Consider the following 23,985-nt stretch of genomic DNA (forward strand, 5'->3'; position numbering starts at 1 on the left):
GGCCTCTCAGGCTAATGGTTTGCGGAAGATTCAGTGCTAGAATCGGCTTGTCGCTATTTTGGCACTACTCTGTATGCTATCTACTGACTTTAATGCTCGCTCTTTTGAGCAACTGCCGACCACAATGGGGCAGATTCTGTTAGTAGAAGACGAAGAAAATATTCGCGAAACCATTGCTCCGGCGCTGCAAAGTGAAGGATATCGGGTGATTACGGCTGCTGATGGCCAAACAGCGTTGGATGTTATTCAGCTATTTAAGTCGAGATCGCAGCAGGCATCAACCTTAGATCTGATTATTTTAGATATTATGCTGCCCGGCATTAATGGGATTGATTTGTGCCGGTTTATTCGCCGCGAAGGCTCGACTGTTCCGGTACTTATGTTGAGTGCTAAGGATACGGAAGCCGACCGGGTTGTCGGCCTCGAAGTGGGTGCCGACGACTATCTCACCAAGCCCTTTGGTATGCGGGAATTGATCGCTCGCTGCCGAGCTCTCTTAAGACGGCAGCGGCTCAATAATACCGATCCCCAGGGAGCCCTACTCACCTGTCGAGAGATCAGTTTGCATCCTGATGAATGTCGTGTGATGGTTCGGAACGAAGAAGTTAATCTGTCTCCTAAAGAATTCAGAATTTTAGAATTATTTATAAGCTATCCTCGGCGAGTTTGGCCGAGGGAGCAGATTCTCGAAAAAATTTGGGGACCGGATTACATTGGTGATAGCAAAACTGTCGATGTACATATTCGGTGGCTCCGGGAAAAAATAGAAATTGACCCCAGTAATCCAGATTACTTGGTCACCATTAGAGGATTTGGCTATCGGTTTGGATAGAAATGAGGATTTGAGGGAATCTCAAGCTTAAATACCGGAGAGTATTGTGCAATTGGTATGGTTCCTCGCAGGATTAGGTCTGGGTCTAGGACTGTTAGCCTGGTCTGCTCGTCATTTCAACAACCAACTTGAACGGATTATTCGTAACTTACCGAGTGATCCTTATCGTCCTGCCTTGTCTCCCTTGAGCCGGCTGTCTCGAGTGACGCTGCAACTTCAAGATCAGCTACAGCTGCATGAGCAAGAGCTGTTAGGTTGGCAAGATATTCTACATCGAGCCCCGGTAGGCTACTTGCAGGTTAATAGTGCCGACAATTTGTATTGGATTAATGAACGGGCCTGCGATCTTCTGAAGATTCAAAGTCGTTCTTGGGATGCTGGGCCGAATCGTCTTCTCCTAGAAGTGGTGCGTTCTATAGAGTTGGATCAATTGATTGGTCAAGTTCGCTCAGATCAGCAAGAGCATCAAATTGAGTGGATTATGCATCTGTCTGAGCGGGCTCAAGAGTGGCCGCTCAAGGCCTATGGTATTCCTCTGTCTGAAGGACATGTGGGGGTATTTATTGAAGATCGAACTGAGACGAAGAACTTGGCTGAGGATCGAGATCGCTGGACGTCAGATGTTGCCCATGAGTTAAAAACACCCCTCACTTCTATTCGACTCATGGTGGAAACTCTTGAACCCCGCATTAGCTGGCAACATCGTTCCCATATTGATCGCTTGTTGCAAGAAGTCACCCGCCTGAGCGACTTGGTGAAAGATTTACTCGAACTCAGCCGAATCACCTTCAATCAAGCCCAAACCCTAAAATTGCAACCTGTTAATGTTCCCAGTCTGATTCACAAGGCTTGGCTGAATTTGGAACCTTTGGCTCAGCAGCGTAATCTGTCCCTTTTTTACCAGGGGGTGGAAGATTGCACTTTAGAAGCAGACAAGAATCGACTGTATCGCGTGTTCCTTAACCTGATCGATAACGCTATTAAGTACAGTCCGGTTGATCAGCCCATTATTGTCCAGGTAGAAGTCGTTCAGTCTGCTGAGGAAGTGGAAGGAGGGCAAAGTCTTTGTATCGATATTATTGATACAGGCTCAGGTTTTTCCGTAGAATCTCTTCCTCATATTTTTAAGCGCTTCTATCGCTCTGATCTTTCTAGAGTGAGAGGTAGTGCCATAGTGGGAAATGCTGAGTCAGTGAGCCTACAATCTCTAGAGGGATCAGATGTCATTCAAGCGACCTCTGTTGCCCTATCAGAACAGGAGCAATCCTCTGTTCTGACTCCTGTGGGGGGGAGTGGTTTAGGACTTGCGATCGCACAGCAAATCATCCTTGCCCACGGCGGCACCATTCGGGCCCGCAACCATCCCCAAACAGGCGGGGCCTGGCTACAAATTCTGTTACCTTGCCCTCAGAAGTAAGTGTCTTCAGTAGTTTGCACCTACAAGTTTTGGGTATCTATTTCGACCACAACGGGAGCATGATCGCTAGGTTTGGGTAACCGACGAGGGGCTGCATCAATCGTGCAGGCTGTCGCTTGTTCGTATAGCATTGGCGTTAAATAATGATGGTCAATCCGCCAACCCTTATTTCGTTGAAAAGACCCTGCCCGATAATTCCACCAGCTAAACTGCTCTGACTTGGAGTTGAACTTACGGAAAGCGTCTTCTAACCCGAGCTCCAATACCTTTTGCAAAGCTTGTCGCTCTCGATCTGTAGACATAACATGGGTCTCCCGCTTAGTGGGATCATGCATATCTCGATCGTCTAGGGCAATATTAAAATCACCACAGATCAGAAGATGTTGGGAATCCTGATGCAGCAGCTTTTCAACATAGCGATGTAATAGGTCCAACCACTCTAATTTGTAGGCATACTTCTCACTGTCAATTTCTGAGCCATTGGGAACATATAAATTCAAAATGCGAATGCCAGGAGAAATGATCCCCGTGATCAGACGTTTTTGCTGGTCATAGTGCTGAGTCAAATCATTGGAACCGAGTAGAGGGGTGAAACCCGTATTTACCTCAGATAGAGCCGTCCGACTGATTAAAGCTACACCGTTATAAGCTTTTTGTCCCGAAACATATACCTGGTAACCTTCCTCCTCAAAAGAGGCTTTGGGGAAGTCATCATCAATAACCTTCGTTTCCTGTAGACATAAAACATCTATCGATTGGGCATATAACCAATCCAAAACATGCTCCAAGCGTGTTCGGATAGAATTTACATTCCAGCTAGCAATTTTCATCACGTTTTTTCTATTCCTGAAACAAAACCCTGAATTATTTTTTTGCGTATTTCCGCACAAACTTATGAGGATTAGTAGCCAAATTGACTATAAGTTTTGCGAATCTATACAAAGATACAGCTAAGTCGACAGTGTATTTTTTGACATTGTTGGCGTGTTGAAGGATTCATTGGGGTACCCTAACGGTTTCCCAGTTTTTATACTTTGCACTTGTCTGAGAAAGCAAGCTATGTCTTTCATTCATCTGATCCCCAGGCCTCTTTTGAAGCTTTTTATCGGATTTCTCATGTCAAACATAAAGAAAAGATAAATGCAGCTTTAATGGCAGGGGATCACCTAACAGCTTGCTGTTAAAGGTTTTATCGGCTGTCGAATGGTGCAAACCCGAAATCTGAGAAACCTAATATAAAGAAGGCTAATAACCCACTGCAGAAATCCTTAGCAAAACTAAGGAAATACTTCAAATTCATTAACAAATATTACGAAGTTTTTCTGTCTATTAAAACTACTGATTTTCAACTCACTCTATGAAAACTTTGAGTTCTCCCACTTTTGCTTGCCGCTATTGTCAACATTACTCCCCAGAGGGAAGACGAGGCGGACAATGTCAGCAGCTTGGGGCTCCAGTTCGTGGGGAGTGGAAAGCATGTTCTCTAATGATCCCAAGTTTTTCTTCTGCTATAGAGGCTCTCTCAATTAATCATCCACAGAAGTCTATTGAGCCCTATCGTTTAGAGACCGCATCCGCTCGTCGAGTTCTAACCCCAACTCTTTAGATTGCATCTAATGATCGATCATCGATGCAGGTTGATAAAACCTTTTCATCCGATCTGAGTCTTCAGATCAATTTAAAAAACTAATTTAGTCTCAGGGAGCAAGTATTACTTGCTCCCTGAACTGTATATAAGCCAATAGCATTATGGGATCATGGCCCAGCATGCTCGAAAAAATGACTCCATCAAGGCCGCCAAGGAAACTGTCTAAAATTCGGATCCCGTTTTTCGAGAAAGGCATTTTTTCCCTCTGCACTTTCCTCATTCATGTAGAACAACAGCGTGGCATTCCCAGCCAACTCTTGAATACCGGCCTGTCCGTCACAATCTGCATTAAAAGCTGCTTTCAAACAGCGGATTGCCAAAGGACTTTTTTGCAAAATCTCTTGGGCCCATTGAATCCCTTCAGCTTCTAGTTCTGCGACTGGGACTACCGTATTCACTAATCCCATAGATAAGGCTGCTTGGGCATCGTATTGGCGGCAGAGAAACCATATTTCTCTGGCTTTCTTTTGGCCTACCACACGGGCTAAATAGCTGGCTCCAAAACCACCGTCAAAGCTACCCACTTTAGGACCTGTTTGGCCAAAAACAGCATTGTCTGCAGCAATGGATAAATCACAGATCAAGTGCAAGACATGCCCGCCGCCAATGGCATATCCTGCCACCAGGGCAATAACGACCTTGGGGATCGAACGAATTAACCGTTGTAGATCTAGAACATTAAGACGTGGGATGCCATCATCTCCAACATAGCCAGCATCTCCTCGAATACTTTGATCCCCACCGGAGCAAAACGCATACTTGCCGTCTGTATGGGGACCTGCTCCCGTTAAAAGAATGACGCCAAGGCTTGGGTCTTCCCGAGCATCTATAAAGGCATCATAGAGTTCGAAAATGGTTTGAGGGCGAAAGGCGTTTCGTTTGTGAGGACGATTAATGGTGATTTTGGCAATGCCGTCAGCTTTGTGATACAGGATATCTTGATAGGATTTGACGGGTTGCCAAGAGAAAGACATGACTTGCGTTAATTAGAAACTTCAGCAAACTCTATTACAGCACCTTCGTAGGTCTTAACTAAGAAGTTTAGTGGTTTTTCTCGCCGAATCTTATATTTCACATAGCGAGTTTGCACCTTCATCAAAATCTGTTCTAGACAGTCATGATCAAAGCAAACATGACGCTGCCTGTTTTTGTCTCCAATGCTCGCCCCACCAATCACATGCAATTGGACATTTTTTTTGAGTTGATACCAAAATCCATCGGTGCCGCTCAATTGCTGCATGGCTGGTCGGCCAAAATCCGTAGACATATAAAGGGGATCTATCCCCGATAAGCCCAGCGTTTGCTCATAGTTGTAATAGTAGTGAAGGGGGACTTCTGCGGTTCGCAACTGCAGCTCTCCTTCAAAAAATTGGCGAGCTAATTCCAGATCTGACACCATCAGCGTATGCACCTTGGGTGCACTTGACAGGAACATCCACATGGCCCCAGCATAGGCCGCCAAAAGCATCACCATTACCCCTTGAGTGGAGAAGAGGCCATCAATCGGTAGAAAAAAACCAGCAACAAGAGGAGTCTGCAGGGGAACAAGGCTGAGATAGATAGGGGAAATCATTCCGGTTTCTATGAATTTCTATAGGAAAGTAATCGTCAAGCTGAAACAGTACAGACTGCTCTTATACGAGTTGAAGGTAAGTCAATTACATAACGTCTTACTATTATAAGAATCCTAGATAGAGAATCGAGGCCAATGTGAGTCATAACTCTATTCTGGAGACCTCATGACTTTAGCCTATTGTTATACGTTGTGCTTAAAGGCTGTTCTATCAATAGTGACAAAAAAGATTTTGGGTTTAGATCCGGGGTTAGCATCCTTAGGCTTTGGTGTGATCAGCACGGATACAGATAGCATTGGACTCCTGGACTTTGGAATTATCCAAACACCTGCCAAAACTGATATTGGGCAACGATTGCAGACGATTTACGAGGACTTGCATCAAGTTCTCACCACCCATCAGCCCGATTTGGTGGCGATAGAAAAACTTTTCTTCTATCGCATGGGCAATACGATTTTAGTGGCCCAAGCTCGTGGGGTCTTATTGCTGGTGCTAGCGCAGCATCAGCTTCCCATCATTGAATATACGCCGGCTCAAATTAAGTTGGCTCTAACTGGATATGGCGCTGCAGATAAAGTTGCTGTGCAGGAAGCAGTTGCTAGAGAACTCTGCTTAGATTGCTTGCCTCGGCCAGACGACGCGGCAGATGCCCTAGCCGTTGCCCTGACTGCATGGTTTCAGCGATAAGCATCAATATGCGCCGAAATATGGACTTACCTCCCATATTTAACCAGTCCAACTATAGCCAAAACATCAAAAAAAAATTGATGTTAACTCTAAACTTTTTTTATTTGTAAAGCTCTAAAGGTACCTAATAATGGGCATCCTGAGTAGGTTGATAAGCCATAGCTGCCCCTAGAAAATATTTGCTAGGGGCTTTCCTGATCGGAGAGGAAATTGGATTTATTCATCCGTAATCCGTAGAACAGCCATAAAGGCTTCTTGTGGAACATCAACCCGCCCCACAGATTTCATCCGTTTTTTACCTGCTTTTTGCTTTTCTAAGAGCTTTCGCTTCCGGGAAACGTCGCCACCGTAGCATTTTGCCAGTACGTCTTTCCTTAGGGCTGGAATGCTCTCACTGGCAATCACCTTAGCCCCAATCGCAGCCTGTATCGGAATCTTAAACTGATGTCGTGGAATCAGCTCTCGCAGCTTACTGACTAAAGCGCGTCCTGTGTAATAGGCTTTATCTCGATGAACAATGGCGGCTAGAGAGTCAACAGGATCCGTATTGATCAAAATATCCAGCTTGACTAAGGGATTTTCTCGATAGCCAATCAGTTGGTATTCCATGCTGGCATACCCCCTTGACCGCGACTTCATTTGGTCGAAAAAGTCAGTAACCACCTCGGCTAGAGGTAACTCATAGACTAAGGTTGTTCGCCCTGGGGTGAGATATTTCATATCTTTGAAGGTACCCCGGCGACTCTGCCCTAACTCCATTAGGGTGCCGACATACTCTTCCGGCGTAATCATATCCACCTGAACAAACGGTTCTTCAATTTTCTCGCGACGTTGAGGGTCAGGCAGAGCACTGGGATTATCAATCAGCAAGATTTCGCCTTTAAGGGTGGTCACTCGATAGACCACAGACGGAGCTGTAATAATCAAATCCAAGTTATATTCTCGCTCCAAGCGCTCTTGCACAATCTCCATATGCAACAGTCCTAGGAATCCACAACGGAACCCAAACCCCATGGCACTAGAGGTTTCTGGTTCATAGTTTAATGCTGCATCATTGAGTTTGAGACGTTCTAAGGCATCTCGTAAATCTGGAAACTGATCGGCGTCGATGGGAAACATCCCGCAAAAGACCATTGGCTTAGCTTCCACATAGCCTGGTAGTGGTTCAGCAGCTTGAGCTTTAGCAAGGGTGATGGTGTCACCGACCCGAGCATCTTCAACGGCTTTAATTGCAGCGGCAAAGTACCCCACTTCCCCAGCATGCAGTTGTTCAACTTGAACTTGGGTGGGTGACAATACTCCTAATTCATCAATGTCGTATTCTGTCCCTGATGCCATTAAACGAACGCGGTCGCCTTTTTTGACTGTGCCGTCCATGACCCGAAAGTAAACTACTACACCTCTATATAGATCGTAGTAACTGTCGAAGATCAATGCGCGCAAGGGGTCTTGGGTTGTATCTTCTGGTGGGGGGACTAAATGGACGATGGATTCCAGAATCTCTTCAATGCCGATGCCTGTTTTAGCAGATGCCAGAATGGCCCCACTACAGTCTAAGCCAACAATTTCTTCAATCTCTTGCTTCACCCGATCAGGCTCAGCGCCGGGTAAATCAATTTTATTAAGGACCGGGATGATTTCTAGATCATGTTCGATGGCGAGATAGACATTGGCTAAAGTTTGCGCTTCTACCCCTTGGGAAGCATCTACCACCAACAGGGCACCCTCACAGGCTGCCAAGGAACGAGAGACTTCATAAGAAAAATCGACATGCCCAGGTGTATCAATCAGATTAAGAACATAATCTTCCTGGTCTGCTGCTTTATGGGCCATGCGGGCCGCTTGCAGCTTAATGGTAATTCCTCGCTCCCGCTCTAGTTCCATATTGTCGAGAAATTGCTCTTTCATCTCTCGATCTGCCACGGTGCCAGTGGTTTGTAACAGACGATCCGCTAGAGTCGACTTGCCATGGTCAATGTGGGCAATGATGGAAAAATTTCGAATGCGAGAGACAGGAACATCAGTCATGGAAATTTGGCCAGTCCTTAGCAGAATAATCGCAGCATCTTATGAATGAATTGTAATCCTTCTTAATCCAGTCCAACGAATACAGCCTGCCCAAGACCTGGAAATGCATGAAGTGATCCGCCACTATATCCAAGAACCCATTTGTTCTTGAAAATAATGAAATCGTAACATTGAGATTAAGTAATTCTTAAGAGAAAGTAGGTTGGATTAGGTGTTTAAGAGTCATGCAATATCGTCTTGTTAAGCTTAACAATGCTTGATTTATAAGCGGTATTTGTGGAGCAACAGTATTAATTGTTTTTTAGATTTGAATAGCAGATTAAGTTTTTTATATGCTTTGTGTAAAGGGGCTATAGCCGAATCCTGTGTAAAAATACTCACTAAATTAATCAATCTTCCTCCAAAAATAAATCTCATTTGTGGGCAGATTCTATGGTATGTAGATCAGAGGGAAATATTTTTTGCTTGTTAACAGAAAATAAGACAATATCTATTCACAGCTTTTTCACGATGGTTCTCTAAGATACAAATATGGTTTGCTTTGAGCAATTTTTCAGTGGAGATATTACATGAGCTTTCATGCCCTTCAAGTCACATTGCGTAAATTGACTCAAAAAAGTCGCTCATACCCTTACCAATGTCTTGCAGCGGGACGAAAGTGGCATCAATATCTTTGGAGAGATCTCAATAATCAATTTGTGCTAGAGGCCTCGCCAGATCAGAGCCTTTATTACATGACGACCCAAAGGGATGGTGTAAAACCTGGAGACTATATCGAGATCTCTGGTTTAGGTAGCTCTAGTCATTATCAGATTATTCAACTAGAGCGTTATTGCGATCCACCTGACATGTGGATGGCTACATTACGGAAACTGACTCTTAACTTTGGATATAGTCAGGCATAGAATAATTTTCATGGATTCGAGAGAATATACTTAGAATAGGGATGGCCCATTTGATGGGATTGCCTCTCTATATATGGTGACTGTCTTGACCCAATGCTGGTGTAGATAGCGTTTTAGAAGAGAGCATTCTTCGCCGTTCATGTCATTGGCAGTATGTCCTTCGTCTCTTTTAGATTCTGTCTGCTTTTTACCGTTGCCAGTTCTCTGGTGAGTGGGGCTACGGATGGGGTAGCGATTGAGCAGGTTGAATGGTTGCCTGTATCATCAGAAGCTTCAGATATAAGATCGCTTCAACCACCAAAATCTAGCCATTTATCTGCTGCGCCCCTGAGTCAAACGGATAGCTCAGCCTCGACTTTAGCTGTTGCCCAGGCCAATCGTGATCTATCTCAGTCTGAAGAGACAGCCGATGCTCCTCCGGAACCATCAGTGTCTGAGGCAGAGGCCACATCTGTTCCGGTAGATACGAATCCTGGAAAAGATGAGACAGATGAACTGTCCCAATCTAAAGATGCTGATGGTGTTGATGATCAAGCATCACAGTCTCCGGAGGAAAAAGCTAGGCAAAAGTTGCTGATAGAGGCTGATCAGCTATATCAATCGGGTCAAATTAAAGCTGCTTCCGCCCTCTATCAGCAAGCGAAACGCCCATTCTCGGATAGTGCTACAGCGAAACCTCTGGCTGAGCCGATGCAGGATTCAGCTCAATTATCGCCGGGTGGGCGAGTGTATTGGCGAGAAGCCAAAGCAGGATCTGAGCTTAATCTAAAAACGAGAATTTTTGTGCCCTTGAGATTGCTGGTGAAGGAGTATCCCGAATTTGTGCCGGGACATCTACGGCTGGCAGAAGAACTTGTGGCGGATGGAAAAGTGGATGAGGCTTTAGCGGTGATGGCGCGGGCTGCTGCATTGTATCCTAATCAGCCTGAGCTGCAAAAAGGGCTCATGCAACAACAAACTCAGGTTAAACAATGGTTAGAGGCTTCGATCACAGCCCGCCAATTTGCATTGTTGAATCCAGATCATCCTGAAGCTCCGGAGTTTGCACGTTTATCGGAGGAATATCAGGATCGCTTCCGAGCCCGCTTGCGCACCCAGATTACCAATAATACGATTGGTAGTTTTATTACGGGAGCGTTGGGGATTGCGATTACGGGGAGTCCTATACCTGGCTTGTCCGCTTTGCAGACTTCCATTTTGCTATTGCGCGGGGAGACGGCAGTGGGAGATGCGATCGCAAATCGAGCCAAGGACCAACTCCCCCTCATAGAGGATCCAGGAGTCCAAGATTACGTGGATCGGATTGCCCAAAAACTAACGCCGATAGCAGGGCGGGAGTTTAACTACCAGTTCTATGTGGTCAATAACGAAAAGCTCAATGCCTTCGCATTGCCTGGGGGAAAAATCTTTATTAATGGGGGAGCCATCCTCAAAAGTAACTCTGAAGCGGAGTTAGCGGGATTGATTGCCCATGAACTGTCCCATGCAGTCCTCTCCCATGGATTTCAGATTGCGACGGAGAGTGCTGAGGCGGGTGGACTAACTCGATTAATCCCTTATGTGGGCGGTTTATTTACGAGTCTAGTGGTGGCTGACTATAGTCGAGAGATGGAACGGCAAGCTGATGTTTTGGGCACTCGTCTTTTAGCGTCTGCGAACTATGCTGCGGATGGCCTTCGTAATTTGATGGTGACTTTGAGTAAGGAAGATAAACCCTTTGTTGCCCCGTGGTTTTCGTCTCATCCTGGCAGTGTAGAGCGGGTTCAATATCTCGAAACTCTCATTACGGACAATGGCTATAATCGCTATGCCTATGAAGGCATTGAAGAGCATCAGCGAATTCAAGAGCTGGTGCGAGCCGAACTAAAAAAAGCGAAGGAGGAGGAAGAGCAATCTGAAGACTCCTCGGAGCAATCTGAGAGCGATACCAATCCAACCAAAAACGATACCAACTCTGATACGGAATCTCAGTCCTCTTCTACTTCTCCGTCAGAAAAAGTTCCATCGATAGAAGAATCACAAACTAATCTTGAAGAGAATACACCTAAATTATCTGCAGAAGAGCAAACCTCTGATTCTGCTTTACCAAACCAACCCGCAACGACTGACCCATCAGAGCGAAAGAACGAACCGAATTGAATTAACATAAATTGAAACTGCAAATCAGCAGTAACCGAGGGGAAGCATGCCTGCCGTTGTTTTTATTGTTCTATTGGCAATTAGTATTCAAATCACCAAAATGATGCTGTTTTGGCCCATTGATGCTTTCCATGCTTTGAGTATTCCCAAGCTGTTAACTATGGGGCTGATCTTGGGACTATTTTCCTGGTTGTTTGGAGAATAGCAACAAGCTTAGTTTAATGCACAATTACAACAGCTAATACAAAAATAATCTATTTTTTTTCTCCTAATCTTTTCTTCTTTAATTCTGAAGATTGGCGATAGAATTCAATGGCTTTCTGGTACTGTCCAAGGGCATCATAGGTATTTCCCAGGCTATTCAGCGAAGATATTTCAACAGTGTGATTGCCAATTTGTCTTGAAGCTGATAGCGACTGCTGATAATATTCAAGTGCTTTAGGATATTGACCTAGTGCATAGGTTGTATTACCTAAATTATGTAAAGAATTTACCGCGATTGTTTGCTCACCCATTTGACGAGCAATAGTTAAGGATTGTTGATAATGTTCCAAAGCTTTTTGATATTGACCCAGAGAATATGATGCAAGTCCTAAATTATTGAGAGCCTTTACTTCACTTTCTTGATTGCCAAGCTGACGGACGATAGGCAAGGATTGTTGGTAGTATTCCAATGCTTTTTGATGTTGGCCCAAAGAATATGATGCAAGTCCTAAATTATTGAGAGCCTTTACTTCACTTTCTTGATTATTAAGCTGACGTGTAATCTCTAAAAGGTTTTGGTAGTATGTAATTGATTTTTGGTATTGACCTAACGAGAAAAAAGTATTTCCAATATCATTTAAAACTTTCGCCTTAGCTTCATTGTTGGCACTGCCAATGAACTCTAATAATTGTTGGTACTGCTCAATTGCCTTTGGAAGTTGACCGACTGAAGTATAAGCAGTTGCTAGATTGGTGAATAGAATAGTTTTCTGTTCAGTATTATTGTTGTCATTGGTTATGGCGATAAACTGCTCATAGAATTCTATCGCCTTCTGATATTTACCCAAGGCATATGCTGAATTTCCCAACTGATTGAGAGCTTGTATTTCAGCCTTGCGATTACCTACTTTTTTCTGAATCTCTAAAGAGCGGAGATAGTACTCAAAGGCATCTTGATATCCTTGATTTGCATAAGAAGCATTGCCAAGGTTATTTAAAGCATCAGCCTTAATATTTTTCATGCCAGATTGATTAGCAATACCTAATGATTTTTTATGGTAGTTAATTGCTTTTAGGTATAGCTTTTGAGAGTAATAAGTTGACCCCAGGTTATTAAGTGAACTCGCTTCAGTTTTTTGATCGCCAATTTTACGTGCAATCGTTAAGGACTGTTCATAGAGCTGAATAGCTTTCTTGTATTGGCCTAAATTAGAGTATGTAAGCCCCAGATTATTCAGAGTTTTTAATTCACCGTCATCACTCTTGAGCACCTGGTAGATTTTTAGCGCTTTCAACCAAGACTGCAAGGCAGATTGATACTGACGCACCTCAAACTGCTTAATTCCTTGCTGAAAAAGGTAATTGGCATTTGAATTTTGTTCACCAGAAGGAATAGCTTGTGATAAAAGAACCTCAGAGCTAGTTGGTTCAGCAGCAACTCTGCAAGTTAACAGTACAAGCAAAAATGCTGATAGTGCCATGCGGAATAGTCTAAGGCCATAGCTCATTTTTACTGTTCTCCTAAAGCAATCAGTCACAGTAGTGTTTCTGTACTATTTTATGGGTCTACCTGAACTCCATTCGATATAAACTATCAAGAATTCAATCCAAGATCTTGATATAAAACAATTAAAAAGACAGCTAAAAAATATCTAGCAAGACTTTATAGAGCCTCTAAATAGTGATTATTTAATGTATTTTTAGGCATAGGCAGAGAAGTTGTGACTATTTATTCGATTTGAATTAAATAAAATTACATTACTGTATAACTGCTCCTGAAAATTGTCTATAATTCTATTTTGGAGCTTATACATCTTCATCAACACTTATTAGTATTTACTAAGATCTGTTGGATTTATTGAAAATTAGCCTGAATGCCGCAAGGTAAACTATAATCTGCATTTGAAAAATGCCCAACTCTATCACTAACTATTTTAATGATGTGTTTATCCATATTACCGACAGCACTTCTGGGCATAGTAATTACAGCAACCCAACCTTATGTAATTGCTGCAAACAAACAAGCTGATGTTTACCGCTTAGCTAAAAAAAGCACCATTCTGGTTGATGGGCAAAATCCTGGCTCCGGCGTAATTATTGGCAAACAAGGAAATAGCTATTTTGTTCTAACTGCTGAACATGTTGTTGAAACGGAAGATGAATATGAAATAGTGACACCCGACGGATCAAGATATCGTTTGGATTACAGCTCTGTTAGAAGGTTGCCAAACATTGATCTTGCTATTGTGTCATTCATCAGTAATAAAAATTACCCTCAAGCTAAACTAGGCAACTCCGATAACGTCACAGAAGGAGACAAAGTATTCATTGCTGGCTGGCCAGCACCGGGTAAAGCGCTCCCTCACGTCTATCAGATTACAAGTGGAGAAATCTCTGGCATTTGCCCACGCCCTGTTGCTAGAGGCTATCGGTTAATCTACACAAATGTTACTCGTGCCGGTATGAGTGGTGGCCCCATTTTTAATGAAGGTGGGGAAGTTATCGGTATTCATGGATTAGCTGAAGGTAGAGAGGTCTATCAGTCAGGGTATGAAGAATACCCCATTAAAACTGGATTTAACCTTGGTATTCCGATAAACACATTCTCTAGAGCCGCAAAGCAAGTAGATACCAATATTGCTCAATTGCCTAGTTCTCCCTCTACACCTCAACAAACAGTTGCGAAGTCGACTCACCTACCGGCAACTTCTAAAGCACCACCAGCTTCCCTACAAACAACTGCAAAGCCAGCTCAGCTGCCCGCCGCTACTCCCAAAGCACCACCAGCTCCTCTACAAACAACTACAAAACCAGCTCAGCTACCGGCAACTCCTAAAGCACCACCAGCTCCCCTACAAACAACTGCAAAACCAGCTCAGCTGCCCGCTACTACTCCCAAAGCACCACCAGCTCCCCTACAAACAACTGCAAAGCCAGCTCAGCTGCCCGCTACTACTCCCAAAGCACCACCAGCTCCCCTACAAACAACTGCAAAGCCAGCTCAGCTGCCCGCTACTACTCCCAAAGCACCACCAGTTCCCCTACAAACAACTGCAAAGCCAGCTCAGTTACCTGCCACTACTCCCAAAGCACCACCAGTTCCCCTACAAACAACTGCAAAGCCAGCTCAGTTACCTGCCACTACTCCTAAAGCACCTCCAGCTCCTCTACAAATAACTGCAAAACCAGCTCAGCTACCTACTTCTCCTATAAGTCCTACAACTCAACCTAAATCGACAACCAAGTTAGCTGAATTGCTGGATGCTCCCAAAATTCCATCTAAAAACCGTGGCCCTCAAATTTCATTTGCCCAAGCACCTAGATTAGTTCGCTCGCAATCTACCAGTAAAAATGCGAAAGAATTAGGGGCAACTTACTACTTCACAATTGATGTTCCCGCATCAGCTAACTTACCGCTTCAGCAAATTAACTTAACTCTTAAACAGGGAGTTGAATATCCACGATTTAAAGCTAGAGCAGTAAATGCTTTTGAGGGTACGCCAAGAAATAAGGGGACAGAATTACCTCTAGGACTTATCGTTACAGATCCCCCTACCCGGACTCTCACGGTTGTTTTTGACTCACCGGTAGTCCCTGGGAAAGGAGTGACTATCGCTGTTCGACCCGTTAGAAATCCTTCTGTTGGTACTTATCAATTTGAGGCAACGGCATTTCCAGAAGGAGACACTGCTAAAGGGCAGTTTGCAGGCATTGGAAGATTCGATTTTTACAGAAGCTCCAAGTAATTGCGGGATGACAATGGCTTTTTGATTCGTCTGTGGCAAGTCTTAGTGTTGACTTGACTACGAAAAACAGAGGCTCTCAGGCAATCACAATGACCTGTTCTGGGTACGGTCATTCAAAATAGAGCTTTGAATCACCTTTCTCAGAAGCTGTTTGAAAAGTAAAAAGACAGTCTACCCAGCTTAAGTTTGAGGCTCTAATCGACGAACCATCAAATGAACCATAGCGGCAAAGATCATCATTTCGCTAGTGGTTGGCAAAAATTCATAATCCTTACTCAAGCGTCGATAATGACCGAACCAGGCATAGGTGCGTTCGACAACCCAGCGCTTCGGAATGACTGTAAAACCTGGTTCATCGCTGGTGCGTTTGAGGTGCTCTAGTGTCCAACCAAACTGCTGGCCAACCCAGGCCATAAAGTCTTTACCTGCAAAGGTACTATCCACCCAAATCACTTGGAGACAACTCCAAAAAGCGGCGTAGAACGTTGCCAGTAAGGTCATTCCGTCATGGTCAGAACGTTTCGCACTATGGACACAGACCCCCAGCACTAACCCCATCGTATCGACCAAAATGGTGCGTTTGCGTCCTTTGACTTTCTTTCCCCCATCAAACCCGATGTCTTGTCCGCCACTGGCAGTCTTGACCGATTGGCTATCGACACTCCCTGCACTGGGGAGTGCATTACGACCTGATTGAAGGCGAATCTGTGTGCGCAATGCAGTATTGAGCTTCTCCCAGGTTCCGTCGTCCTCCCAAGCCCGAAAATAGGTGTATGTGCTTTGCCATTTCGGGAAATCATGGGGCATTGCACGCCACTTAATCCCGTTGGCAACCAAGTAAAAAATCCCATTCAAAACCTCTCGCATATCAATACTGCGCGGGCGTCCACCCGGTTTGGCATCAGGAATATAGGGTTTTAATATTTCCCACTGGGCATCGGTTAAGTCAGTGTCGTATGCTAGTCGTGTCATTTTGGGGTCTCCTGGTAGACCCCTTTACCTTAAAACCCCTCTCGATGAGAGATACAAGGGGTAAAACAACTTTTCAAACAGCTTCTCAGGTAGACAGATCTTTGAGTCTGTAAGAGTTTCCATGTTCGTGTAAATAGAATTGTCATACAGCAGGCTCTTTAGATTGCTTTTGTATTTGATTAATAAATGACTTTTCAGTGGTTATCAGTAAAACCAAAATGCTGAAAATATTTAGATCGTCGTTTAAGATTACCTATATTTGTGCTCACCTAAAAAACAGCATGAATTCGGTTCTGTCTTGATTATTCTCCTTATAGTTCCCAGAATCTTGCTCATCCTATAAATGAGTGATTTCAAGCCTGATATTAAGCCAATTTACACTTTTTACACAACTTAAACATCACATAACTCTTGTTACTCAAAGGTTTCAAGCTCTATTCTTTATTAGGCATGAATGTCTTAGCTTCAAAGTATGCTAAATGCTGACAAAATAAGTTTGTGAAAAATTAAAGGTGTGAGAAAGTAGAATTATGAAAAAAAATATTCAAAAAAAGACTTGTATTAGGATATTCTTTTTGGGGCTTACGATTGCGGCAGGAGAATTAGCTGTAGCTGCAGCTCCAATCACCCCACTAAAAAATAATCAAGAGAATTCTCCTATTGTTGCTGAGTCTGGGAATTTTACGAAACCGATATTATCTCAACCCATTAAAATTGCTGATGCTGAAGAATTGACTGTTGATGAGTTACTGGGATCTGAGTCAGGCAAGGCTTACCACGGTGATCGTAGCCTGCATGAGCTGGGAGATAATTCCCAAGCTCAGGTTACTGCTGTTGGTCAACTAAGCGATGTAGACCCAACAGATTGGGCTTTTCAAGCAATTCAATCCTTAGTTGAGCGATACGGCTGTGTTGCTGGATATCCGAATGGAACATTTAGGCCAAGCCGGGCTATTTCTCGACGAGAAGCTGCTGCTTTGGTTAATGCTTGTTTGGATAACCTCAGCAATCGTTTTGCCACAAAAGAAGATTTAGATGCCCTTAAAGCGCTGCAGGATGAGTTTGCGGCAGAACTCGCCACTTTAAGAGGACGTGTTGATGGATTAGAAGCACGCGTTGCAACGGTAGAAGCACAGCAGTTTTCAACCACCACCAAACTGCAGGCTGAAGTGGTTATGGCTGCTCAGTTTGGCGACTTTGTCAGCAATGCTCAAAATACGATTCCTGTGCCACTTGCAGCTCCAAATAGAACCAATGGTCAATTTATACCAGGTCCGGTCATACCAGGAGTTTTGAACCCCTTGGCACCATTACCAGTGAACTCTCCCCGTATCGGTGACTCCCGACCATCTGCAATTTCCCGAGTTCGGCTGAATTTTAATACCAGCTTTCGTGGCGATGATTTATTACAAACTCAGTTTGAATTTGGCAATGGGGGACTGGACTTCTTTTCATCTGCGGGTCTTAACTCTCCTGTCTCTAATGGAGTGGGTGGTTTCCCCGGAGGGGACCCAAATCCTTTTCCCGTTCCCCGTGTTGTGGGTGGCACCTCACAGGGCAATAATCTTGGGGTATCTCTGGTTGATTTAGGAGCTGTTGACTACGCCGGACTTAGAAACGGTGTTGTTTTGCGGCGGTTAGCGTATAGTTTTAAACCCATTGGCCCAGATGTAACAATTACTGCGGGAACGAACATATTCCCAAGCGATTTTATTGATAGTAATAGCTATGCTAATAATTCTGCCCAAGATTTCAATTCCGGCTTTTTCATCAATAATCCTTTAATTATTGCTAACTCTACTGGATTCTCTGCTGGTAATTGGGTTCCTGGTGGTGCAGGAGCTGCCGTTGACTGGAATGTTAACGGTGGACCAATCAGTTTCCGAGCTCTTTACATCGCAAGAGATGGGAAGAATGCAGCAGGTACTAGTGGTTTATGTGATTCAGCATTTCCTTGTAACGGTGGACTCTTTGGCGATCCTTACCAGGCTTCAGCTGAATTAGAGTATGCCGATACTTGGGGTGCAGAAGCCCAGAATAACTTTGCTGTTCGATTGCAATATACTCATTCAGAGACGAATAACGTTCGGCAGAATGCCCTTGGTGCCAACGTTGAGGCAACTTTTAATCGCCGATTTGGGTTCTTTGGTCGGATTGGCTATTCGATTAACCCACAGATTGTCGTTAATACAGTCACTGGGCAACGAGGCGATCTGTTTAACCCTGATCCCAATAATGTATTGGGTACGGGTATCGGAAACACCGGCATTAGCAACTACATTCTGACGTGGATGGGCGGCTTGGGCATCCGGGATTTAGGCGCACCGGGCTCACTGCTGGCTGTTGCGATAGGTCAACCCTTTGTGGTTGCGGGTGATGGTCAACCGTCTCAAACTAACTTTGAAGCGTTTTATCGTTTTTCGATTAACGACAATATTACTCTGACACCCACTGTAATGTTTATTTCTAATCCCTTTAACGTGAGTGGAAATAACGATGTTATTCAGGGGCTACTTCGGGCGACGTTCTCGTTCTAAGCAAGACCCATGATTTTGAGGAGTAAGTCTTGCTTAGAACGAGAACATATTGAGTGAATATTCTGTATGGTTTCTGCTTCTGAGCTAAGGCACCTCTAATACCAAAGATTCAACTTTGCGTTCAGGTAAAACCTCTCTGAGACACCGGTTGAGCTTTCGTTAACCTCTGCCAATCGTTTAATAGAATGTTAACCCTGTGGGAGGAATTCTCACAGGGTTAACATTCTGAAAAAATGTGGATAGTAACTTTGACTGCTCACAGTGACTGGGCTCTTTCGGGAGCATGTCACCTTTGTAAGCTAGTATTTATACTCATCTCAAAAATCCTTGCTAGCCTTGCTTTCAGGCATCAAATTTTTAATTCCAAACTTTGTGCATTTGCAAAGGTGACATGCTCCCGCTCTTTCTTTGAGAATGAAACGAGTCATGTTGATAAGGCAACGTAACTACCAGAGGAAACAACTAAGAAAAGAGATCTTTCTAAGCACTTAGCTGACAGCTGTTCTGTGAGGAGTAACGTAGTAAGCCAGGCTCTTGTGCGAGGCCAAGAACATAATCGGTAATGTTACGTTCCCCATCGCTGCATCATTTGGGGACAGCTCTAGTAGTAGACTAGCGGGTAAATTTTTTGTGAGTGCCTTCCATGACCTCTCCCCGCGTGCCCAACTACTGGCGGCAAAATACTGCCCTGATTCGCACCCTGCTGATTGTATGGGGTTTAGTCTCTCTTGTTTTCAGTATTTTGCTAGTTCAGCCCCTCAACAACATTTCCATTGGTAATTTACCCCTTGGGTTTTGGATGGCTCAGCAGGGCTCCATCTTCGTATTTGTGGCCTTGATCTTTATCTATGCCAAGCAGATGGATAAGCTCGATCGCCAGTACAACGCCAACCCTAAGCAGAAGTGATCCTATGACTGTTGAAGTTTGGACAACTATTTTTGTCATCATTACCTTTATGGTGTACCTCTACATTGGTTGGCGATCTCGGGTGAAAGATAGCAAGGGCTTTTTCATCGCCGACCAGGGCGTTCCAGCCATTGCGAATGGTGCAGCGACGGCAGCGGATTGGATGTCAGCGGCCTCCTTTATGGGGATGGCGGGACTGATTTCATCTTTGGGCTATGATGGTTCGATTTATTTGATGGGATGGACTGGGGGCTATGTGTTGCTGGCCCTGCTGTTAGCGCCCTATTTGCGCAAATTCGGCAAGTACACGGTTCCTGATTTTGTGGGTGATCGCTACTATTCCAATGTGGCTCGATTGGTGGCTGTTGTGGCTGCTATTTTTGTCTCTCTGACCTATGTGGCGGGACAGATGCGGGGAGTTGGCATTGTCTTTAGCCGATTTTTGCAGGTGGATGTCAATATTGGCGTGATGATTGGCATGGTGATCGTCGGTTTTTTTGCCATTTTGGGGGGTATGAAGGGGATTACCTGGACTCAAGTGGCTCAATATTCTGTATTGATTGTGGCCTATCTGATACCGGCCATTGCGATTGCCTGGCAACTGACAGGAAATCCTATTCCCCAACTGGCTTTCACCTTTGGGGATGTGGTGGATAAGCTCAACCAAGTGCAGTTGGATTTGGGGTTTGATGCTTATACCCAACCTTTTGCCTCAAAATCCATGCTGGATATCTTGTTTATCACCATTGCCTTGATGGTGGGGACGGCGGGGCTTCCCCATGTGATTGTTCGGTTTTATACGGTTCCCAATGTGCGGGCGGCTCGTTACTCTGCGGGTTGGGCCTTGTTGTTTATTGCGTTGCTGTATACGTCTGCCCCTGCGATCGCATCTTTTGCTCGCTATAACTTGATTAACACTTTGCATGACCAGCCTATTGCCGAAGTCCAGCAGCTGGACTGGGTACAAAAATGGCAAACCACCAAGCTGCTGACCCTAGACGACAAGAATGGTAACGGCATCATTGAATGGACGCCGACGGAAGAGACGAGCGATGTCAAAATTAGCCCCGATATTATTGTCTTGTCTACACCAGAGGTGGCTAAGCTTGCGCCTTGGGTCGTGGCATTGGTTGCTGCGGGTGGCTTAGCTGCAGCCCTATCGACGGCATCTGGCTTACTCCTCGTTATTTCTAGCTCCATTGCCCATGATGTTTATTACAAACTCCTGAAACCGGATGCGTCTGAAGGAGAGCGGGTGCTGGTGGGCCGCATTATGGTTGGGTTTGCTATTTTGATTGCAGGATATTTTGGCATCAATCCGCCGGGGTTTGTGGCCCAGGTGGTGGCCTTTGCTTTTGGTTTGGCGGCGGCGAGTTTTTTCCCGGTGATTTTGCTGGGGATTTTTGATAAACGGACGAATCGGGAAGGTGCGATCGCAGGCATGGTATCAGGTCTGCTATTTACCACCGTTTATATTTTAGGTGTGAAATTCTACGGCATGTCTCCCTGGTTCTTTGGGGTTTCAGCAGAAGGGATTGGCACCTTGGGAATGCTCATCAACCTAGTGGTGACCCTGGTGGTGTCTCGGTTGACGCCACCTCCACCCCCTGAAATTCAAGCTTTAGTGGAAAATCTACGAACCCCTGGAGATGCACCTTTGGCGTTGGCAGATATTGGGGAAGAACAATTGGATTAAAAAGCAGATTGAGAGCTTAGCTTGCAGCTATCCGTCTTGGCTACTAGGCGTGCCAACGGTCTGACTCTCCTTGCGCTCAGAGGCGGATAGAAATTCCAAAATATAGTCAGCAGTGAGTTGAGACTGCTCTAAATGGGGGACATGACCACAGTTGGGAATCCAAGTTAGCTGGCTATGGGCAATGGTTTGATCAAAGGTGTCGGCATCCTTCACTCCCATAATTTTGTCCTCTTCTCCCCAGAGGATCAGAGTGGGGTGTGGGATGTCTTTGATGGTGTCGTAGAGGAAGTTGTAGCCGCCACTTTTGGTAAAGCCGACTAAGGCCCGGTGCCAATTGGGATCCTCTAGGTGCAGAGACGCACAGCATTCGGCATCGGGAGTAACGAAGCTGCGATCGCAATAGGCCTGCACACTCACCCACCGTCGGACCCGAGGACTGCGTAGAAAGTTGGTCAGCCAGCGATCAAACGGCGGCATGATGAACTTGGTTGCCTTAGGAGAGGGAGCATAGCCGGAACTATCCAACAGCACTAACTTCTCGACAGCCTCAGGATAGGTGAGGGCAAAATCTAGGGCCGTCGCCCCACCCATCGATGCCCCGGCGATGATCATGGGCCGTTGAATCATCTGTTGCCAAAAGCTATGGAGGTGAGTTTTGAGATCCGTGGGACTGAAGGCAACCCCCTCGGGCCGCTCCGTAAAGCCAAATCCCAGCAAGTCCAATGCCCATATTTCAGTGTGTGGGGCCAGCTTGGGGATAAGGCGCCGAAATTCTAAGAGGGAGCTATCGAAGCCATTCAGCAACAGGATGGGGATATCTCCTTCTCCTTGCTGCACATAGGTTGTCAGGATCGGGTCGGGAAGAAGAGGGGTCGTAATAGCTTCTTGCTGGATCTGTTGCGCTAGGGCAATGGAAGTGTCTTCAGTGAGTTGAGCAACTCCGGGGGGTAAAAAAGATGGAAACATGCAGAACGAGAGTCAGGACAATGGTTTTCCCCGCTGCCGGAATAGGTAAAAAGAGCACCATTTTTGACGACATTATTTGGGGTTGCATTCTAGAAGTATAAAGAATTCATGCCATCCTGCGAGTGAAGAGACCGAAGCTAGGCGGGGTGAAGCACTTTACTGCCTCATGCATTGAACGTGCTTATTTCCATTAGATTGCTAAATGTCTAGAGATCTAATCTGATTACAAAATTCTTTTAAGTCAACTATGGCTAAATAACAAAATCGACAAGATGGCGGTTCATTATATGATTTGCCAGAGATTTTTTTGTGTCCCTAAGTAGCAGAATTACGGTAAAGATCATCACAGTAGAATGCCCATATCAGCCCCAATATAGCTGTGACAATGCCTGCGACAGCTCCTCCTAATATCCACCCTAGGCTTCCCCAGTTAGTGATCAACAGAGTAATTTTCTTGATCAGGATTTGATAGGTGATAAAAGTTGTGATTGTGCTGACAGCCGTAACGGTCAGTAGATCTTTAATAATGCCCCAGGGGCTTTTTTGAGATAGATTATCGTCAAAATAAGCATCCCAAATCAGGATGAACATAACGATATTAGCAAAGGTTAGGATGATATTTTTGGTGAATTCTATATTGAGGGAAGGTGCTGCCATCACAATGGCATTACTAATCACGACACCTAAAATATCAACACGAACTCTTTTTCTTATTCTTCTTAATTGATGTGCCAATAGATACCTATCCAAGATCTAAATACTTTTCAACATAAAAGAACTTATAACCAGTGACGAGGATAAGAACGTTCTGGTATTAAATTATTAAAAACAAAGGTACAAAACAGGAGGATGACTGATCCTGCGACGACAGGTGTGAGTACAAAATTCCAGCTGGCTTGACTCATAACTCCTACCAAAGCCACAGCTCCTCCCGGTGGGTGGAGGGTTTTGGTTAACTGCATCACTTTAATGGCGGTCGCGACAGATAAAGCCATGACCCACGGTTCAGAACCAAATAGATAAACCATCACGACACTCACAACTCCCCCCAATAAGTTGCCAAAAATTAAATTTCGGGGTTGGGCAAGGGGACTATTCGGCACAGCAAATACGAGTACTACAGCAGCACCAAAGGGCGCAGCAATTAGCGGATAATCTGAGACCATACTCAGATAGGCTAAGGCTGCAATTCCTAGAAAACTACCGATGTAAGTAAACAGGATTTGACTCAGGGAAAAACGAGGTTGAACGCTTGAACTTCCGTGGATGCCAGACAGATATTGTCTCAATTTGAACCAAATCTTATTCCCTTTGAAGTTTAAAGATTTTGTAGAATGCAATTGTTGCAATTCCAGATTCAAATATTCGATTTGATTTTGTTGCTGCTCCAGCATTCTTTCATATTGCTGGAGGATCTCTTGCATCTGCTTCGATGGAGAGAATTCGAGGAAAGACTGTTGTGGTGAAATTAATAAGTTGTTCGAGGCAGCACTTTCGCTCGAATGATGATCCATATGTTTTCCCCCTACCGCTAACGATATTCTTGACCTTACCTAAGCCTTTGATTGATTAGGAAATAAAAGATGGTCAAAAGAAATTGGCTATCAGTTCCTGAACTTGAGAACAAATCAATACAGATCACGAAAGATAGGTTGCGATCTGAATCTTATTTCATAACTTTGGACGAGCTAAGTAATGGGAACGTACCCTTTGGATCATAGTATTTA

19 protein-coding genes are annotated in these 23,985 nt (G+C 44.6%); 10 read left to right on the forward strand and 9 right to left on the reverse strand.

The features are described from left to right. Positions 1–73: 73 nt before the first annotated feature. Together I1H34_RS08000 and I1H34_RS08005 are read left to right on the forward strand one after the other, a co-directional pair. Positions 74–832 (forward strand): response regulator transcription factor, encoded by a 759-nt coding sequence (locus I1H34_RS08000; protein WP_212665134.1) that lies wholly within the window; start codon positions 74–76, stop codon positions 830–832. A 46-nt stretch (positions 833–878) separates the two neighbouring features. Then, positions 879–2,249: a sensor histidine kinase gene (locus I1H34_RS08005; protein ID WP_212665135.1), complete on the forward strand. Its 1,371-nt coding sequence runs from the start codon at positions 879–881 to the stop codon at positions 2,247–2,249. A gap of 20 nt (positions 2,250–2,269) precedes the next feature. Here I1H34_RS08005 and xth read toward each other — a convergent pair whose 3' ends face one another. The 3 genes from xth to I1H34_RS08020 all read right to left on the reverse strand — a co-directional run bounded on the left by xth (position 2,270) and on the right by I1H34_RS08020 (position 5,470). Next, positions 2,270–3,079 carry an exodeoxyribonuclease III gene (gene xth / locus I1H34_RS08010; RefSeq protein ID WP_212665136.1) on the reverse strand — a complete coding sequence of 270 codons (810 nt, stop codon included), beginning with the start codon at positions 3,077–3,079 and terminating at the stop codon, positions 2,270–2,272. Positions 3,080–4,037: 958 nt separating this feature from the next. Beyond that, positions 4,038–4,871, reverse strand: coding sequence for a 1,4-dihydroxy-2-naphthoyl-CoA synthase (menB, locus tag I1H34_RS08015; protein WP_212665137.1), 834 nt, complete (start codon positions 4,869–4,871; stop codon positions 4,038–4,040). Positions 4,872–4,879: 8 nt separating this feature from the next. After that, positions 4,880–5,470 (reverse strand): VOC family protein, encoded by a 591-nt coding sequence (locus tag I1H34_RS08020; protein ID WP_212665138.1) that lies wholly within the window; start codon positions 5,468–5,470, stop codon positions 4,880–4,882. 217 nt (positions 5,471–5,687) lie between these two features. Between I1H34_RS08020 and ruvC the strand changes: the two genes are divergently transcribed. Further along, positions 5,688–6,158: a crossover junction endodeoxyribonuclease RuvC gene (ruvC, locus tag I1H34_RS08025; RefSeq protein ID WP_212665139.1), complete on the forward strand. Its 471-nt coding sequence runs from the start codon at positions 5,688–5,690 to the stop codon at positions 6,156–6,158. Between the two features lie 216 nt (positions 6,159–6,374). Here the strand turns inward: ruvC and lepA are convergent, their stop codons facing one another. Then, complete coding sequence (lepA, locus tag I1H34_RS08030; RefSeq protein WP_212665140.1) at positions 6,375–8,186, reverse strand: translation elongation factor 4; 1,812 nt, start codon at positions 8,184–8,186, stop codon at positions 6,375–6,377. Positions 8,187–8,755: 569 nt separating this feature from the next. On the opposite strand from lepA, the gene I1H34_RS08035 reads away from it, so the two are divergent. The 3 genes from I1H34_RS08035 (at position 8,756) to I1H34_RS08045 (ending at position 11,435) form a co-directional block, all read left to right on the forward strand. Continuing rightward, positions 8,756–9,091, forward strand: coding sequence for a hypothetical protein (locus I1H34_RS08035; RefSeq protein WP_212665141.1), 336 nt, complete (start codon positions 8,756–8,758; stop codon positions 9,089–9,091). A 153-nt stretch (positions 9,092–9,244) separates the two neighbouring features. Continuing rightward, complete coding sequence (locus tag I1H34_RS08040) at positions 9,245–11,230, forward strand: M48 family metallopeptidase (RefSeq protein WP_212665142.1); 1,986 nt, start codon at positions 9,245–9,247, stop codon at positions 11,228–11,230. A gap of 46 nt (positions 11,231–11,276) precedes the next feature. Then, positions 11,277–11,435, forward strand: a complete 159-nt coding sequence (locus I1H34_RS08045; protein ID WP_212665143.1) for a hypothetical protein — start codon at positions 11,277–11,279, stop codon at positions 11,433–11,435. Positions 11,436–11,484: 49 nt separating this feature from the next. Here I1H34_RS08045 and I1H34_RS08050 read toward each other — a convergent pair whose 3' ends face one another. Then, the gene (locus I1H34_RS08050) at positions 11,485–12,915 is read right to left on the reverse strand and encodes a tetratricopeptide repeat protein (protein ID WP_249369911.1); all 1,431 of its coding nucleotides are present in this window, start codon (positions 12,913–12,915) and stop codon (positions 11,485–11,487) included. A gap of 456 nt (positions 12,916–13,371) precedes the next feature. Between I1H34_RS08050 and I1H34_RS08055 the strand changes: the two genes are divergently transcribed. Then, the gene (locus I1H34_RS08055; protein WP_212665145.1) at positions 13,372–15,180 is read left to right on the forward strand and encodes a DUF2808 domain-containing protein; all 1,809 of its coding nucleotides are present in this window, start codon (positions 13,372–13,374) and stop codon (positions 15,178–15,180) included. Positions 15,181–15,360: 180 nt separating this feature from the next. On the opposite strand, the gene I1H34_RS08060 is transcribed toward I1H34_RS08055, so the two are convergent. Next, positions 15,361–16,152: an IS5 family transposase gene (locus tag I1H34_RS08060; protein WP_212665146.1), complete on the reverse strand. Its 792-nt coding sequence runs from the start codon at positions 16,150–16,152 to the stop codon at positions 15,361–15,363. A gap of 530 nt (positions 16,153–16,682) precedes the next feature. Between I1H34_RS08060 and I1H34_RS08065 the strand changes: the two genes are divergently transcribed. The 3 genes from I1H34_RS08065 (at position 16,683) to I1H34_RS08075 (ending at position 21,292) form a co-directional block, all read left to right on the forward strand. After that, entirely contained in the window at positions 16,683–18,689 is a 2,007-nt protein-coding gene (locus I1H34_RS08065) for an iron uptake porin (RefSeq protein WP_212665147.1), read from the forward strand. 643 nt (positions 18,690–19,332) lie between these two features. After that, a complete protein-coding gene (locus tag I1H34_RS08070) occupies positions 19,333–19,596 on the forward strand; it encodes a DUF4212 domain-containing protein (RefSeq protein ID WP_212665148.1) in 264 nt (87 codons plus the stop codon). A gap of 4 nt (positions 19,597–19,600) precedes the next feature. Continuing rightward, the gene (locus I1H34_RS08075; RefSeq protein ID WP_212665149.1) at positions 19,601–21,292 is read left to right on the forward strand and encodes a sodium:solute symporter family protein; all 1,692 of its coding nucleotides are present in this window, start codon (positions 19,601–19,603) and stop codon (positions 21,290–21,292) included. 27 nt (positions 21,293–21,319) lie between these two features. On the opposite strand, the gene I1H34_RS08080 is transcribed toward I1H34_RS08075, so the two are convergent. From I1H34_RS08080 to I1H34_RS08090, 3 genes are all read right to left on the reverse strand, one after another. After that, positions 21,320–22,258 carry an alpha/beta fold hydrolase gene (locus tag I1H34_RS08080; RefSeq protein WP_212665150.1) on the reverse strand — a complete coding sequence of 313 codons (939 nt, stop codon included), beginning with the start codon at positions 22,256–22,258 and terminating at the stop codon, positions 21,320–21,322. Between the two features lie 315 nt (positions 22,259–22,573). Next, positions 22,574–22,993 carry a hypothetical protein gene (locus I1H34_RS08085; RefSeq protein ID WP_235107793.1) on the reverse strand — a complete coding sequence of 140 codons (420 nt, stop codon included), beginning with the start codon at positions 22,991–22,993 and terminating at the stop codon, positions 22,574–22,576. A 44-nt stretch (positions 22,994–23,037) separates the two neighbouring features. Further along, complete coding sequence (locus I1H34_RS08090; protein ID WP_212665151.1) at positions 23,038–23,772, reverse strand: HPP family protein; 735 nt, start codon at positions 23,770–23,772, stop codon at positions 23,038–23,040. Positions 23,773–23,985: the final 213 nt, after the last annotated feature.

Origin of the sequence: Acaryochloris marina S15 (assembly GCF_018336915.1) — a bacterium.
GTDB classification, from domain to species: Bacteria; Cyanobacteriota; Cyanobacteriia; order Thermosynechococcales; family Thermosynechococcaceae; genus Acaryochloris; species Acaryochloris marina_A.

Coding starts and splice junctions, on each gene's coding strand:
- I1H34_RS08000 (WP_212665134.1), top strand. CDS start 74: ATGCTATCTACTGACTTTAATGCTCGCTCTTTTGAGCAACTGCCGACC.
- xth (WP_212665136.1), bottom strand. CDS start 3,079: ATGAAAATTGCTAGCTGGAATGTAAATTCTATCCGAACACGCTTGGAG.
- menB (WP_212665137.1), bottom strand. CDS start 4,871: ATGTCTTTCTCTTGGCAACCCGTCAAATCCTATCAAGATATCCTGTAT.
- I1H34_RS08020 (WP_212665138.1), bottom strand. CDS start 5,470: ATGATTTCCCCTATCTATCTCAGCCTTGTTCCCCTGCAGACTCCTCTT.
- lepA (WP_212665140.1), bottom strand. CDS start 8,186: ATGACTGATGTTCCTGTCTCTCGCATTCGAAATTTTTCCATCATTGCC.
- I1H34_RS08035 (WP_212665141.1), top strand. CDS start 8,756: ATGAGCTTTCATGCCCTTCAAGTCACATTGCGTAAATTGACTCAAAAA.
- I1H34_RS08040 (WP_212665142.1), top strand. CDS start 9,245: ATGTCCTTCGTCTCTTTTAGATTCTGTCTGCTTTTTACCGTTGCCAGT.
- I1H34_RS08045 (WP_212665143.1), top strand. CDS start 11,277: ATGCCTGCCGTTGTTTTTATTGTTCTATTGGCAATTAGTATTCAAATC.
- I1H34_RS08050 (WP_249369911.1), bottom strand. CDS start 12,915: ATGGCACTATCAGCATTTTTGCTTGTACTGTTAACTTGCAGAGTTGCT.
- I1H34_RS08055 (WP_212665145.1), top strand. CDS start 13,372: ATGATGTGTTTATCCATATTACCGACAGCACTTCTGGGCATAGTAATT.
- I1H34_RS08060 (WP_212665146.1), bottom strand. CDS start 16,152: ATGACACGACTAGCATACGACACTGACTTAACCGATGCCCAGTGGGAA.
- I1H34_RS08065 (WP_212665147.1), top strand. CDS start 16,683: ATGAAAAAAAATATTCAAAAAAAGACTTGTATTAGGATATTCTTTTTG.
- I1H34_RS08070 (WP_212665148.1), top strand. CDS start 19,333: ATGACCTCTCCCCGCGTGCCCAACTACTGGCGGCAAAATACTGCCCTG.
- I1H34_RS08075 (WP_212665149.1), top strand. CDS start 19,601: ATGACTGTTGAAGTTTGGACAACTATTTTTGTCATCATTACCTTTATG.
- I1H34_RS08080 (WP_212665150.1), bottom strand. CDS start 22,258: ATGTTTCCATCTTTTTTACCCCCCGGAGTTGCTCAACTCACTGAAGAC.
- I1H34_RS08090 (WP_212665151.1), bottom strand. CDS start 23,772: ATGGATCATCATTCGAGCGAAAGTGCTGCCTCGAACAACTTATTAATT.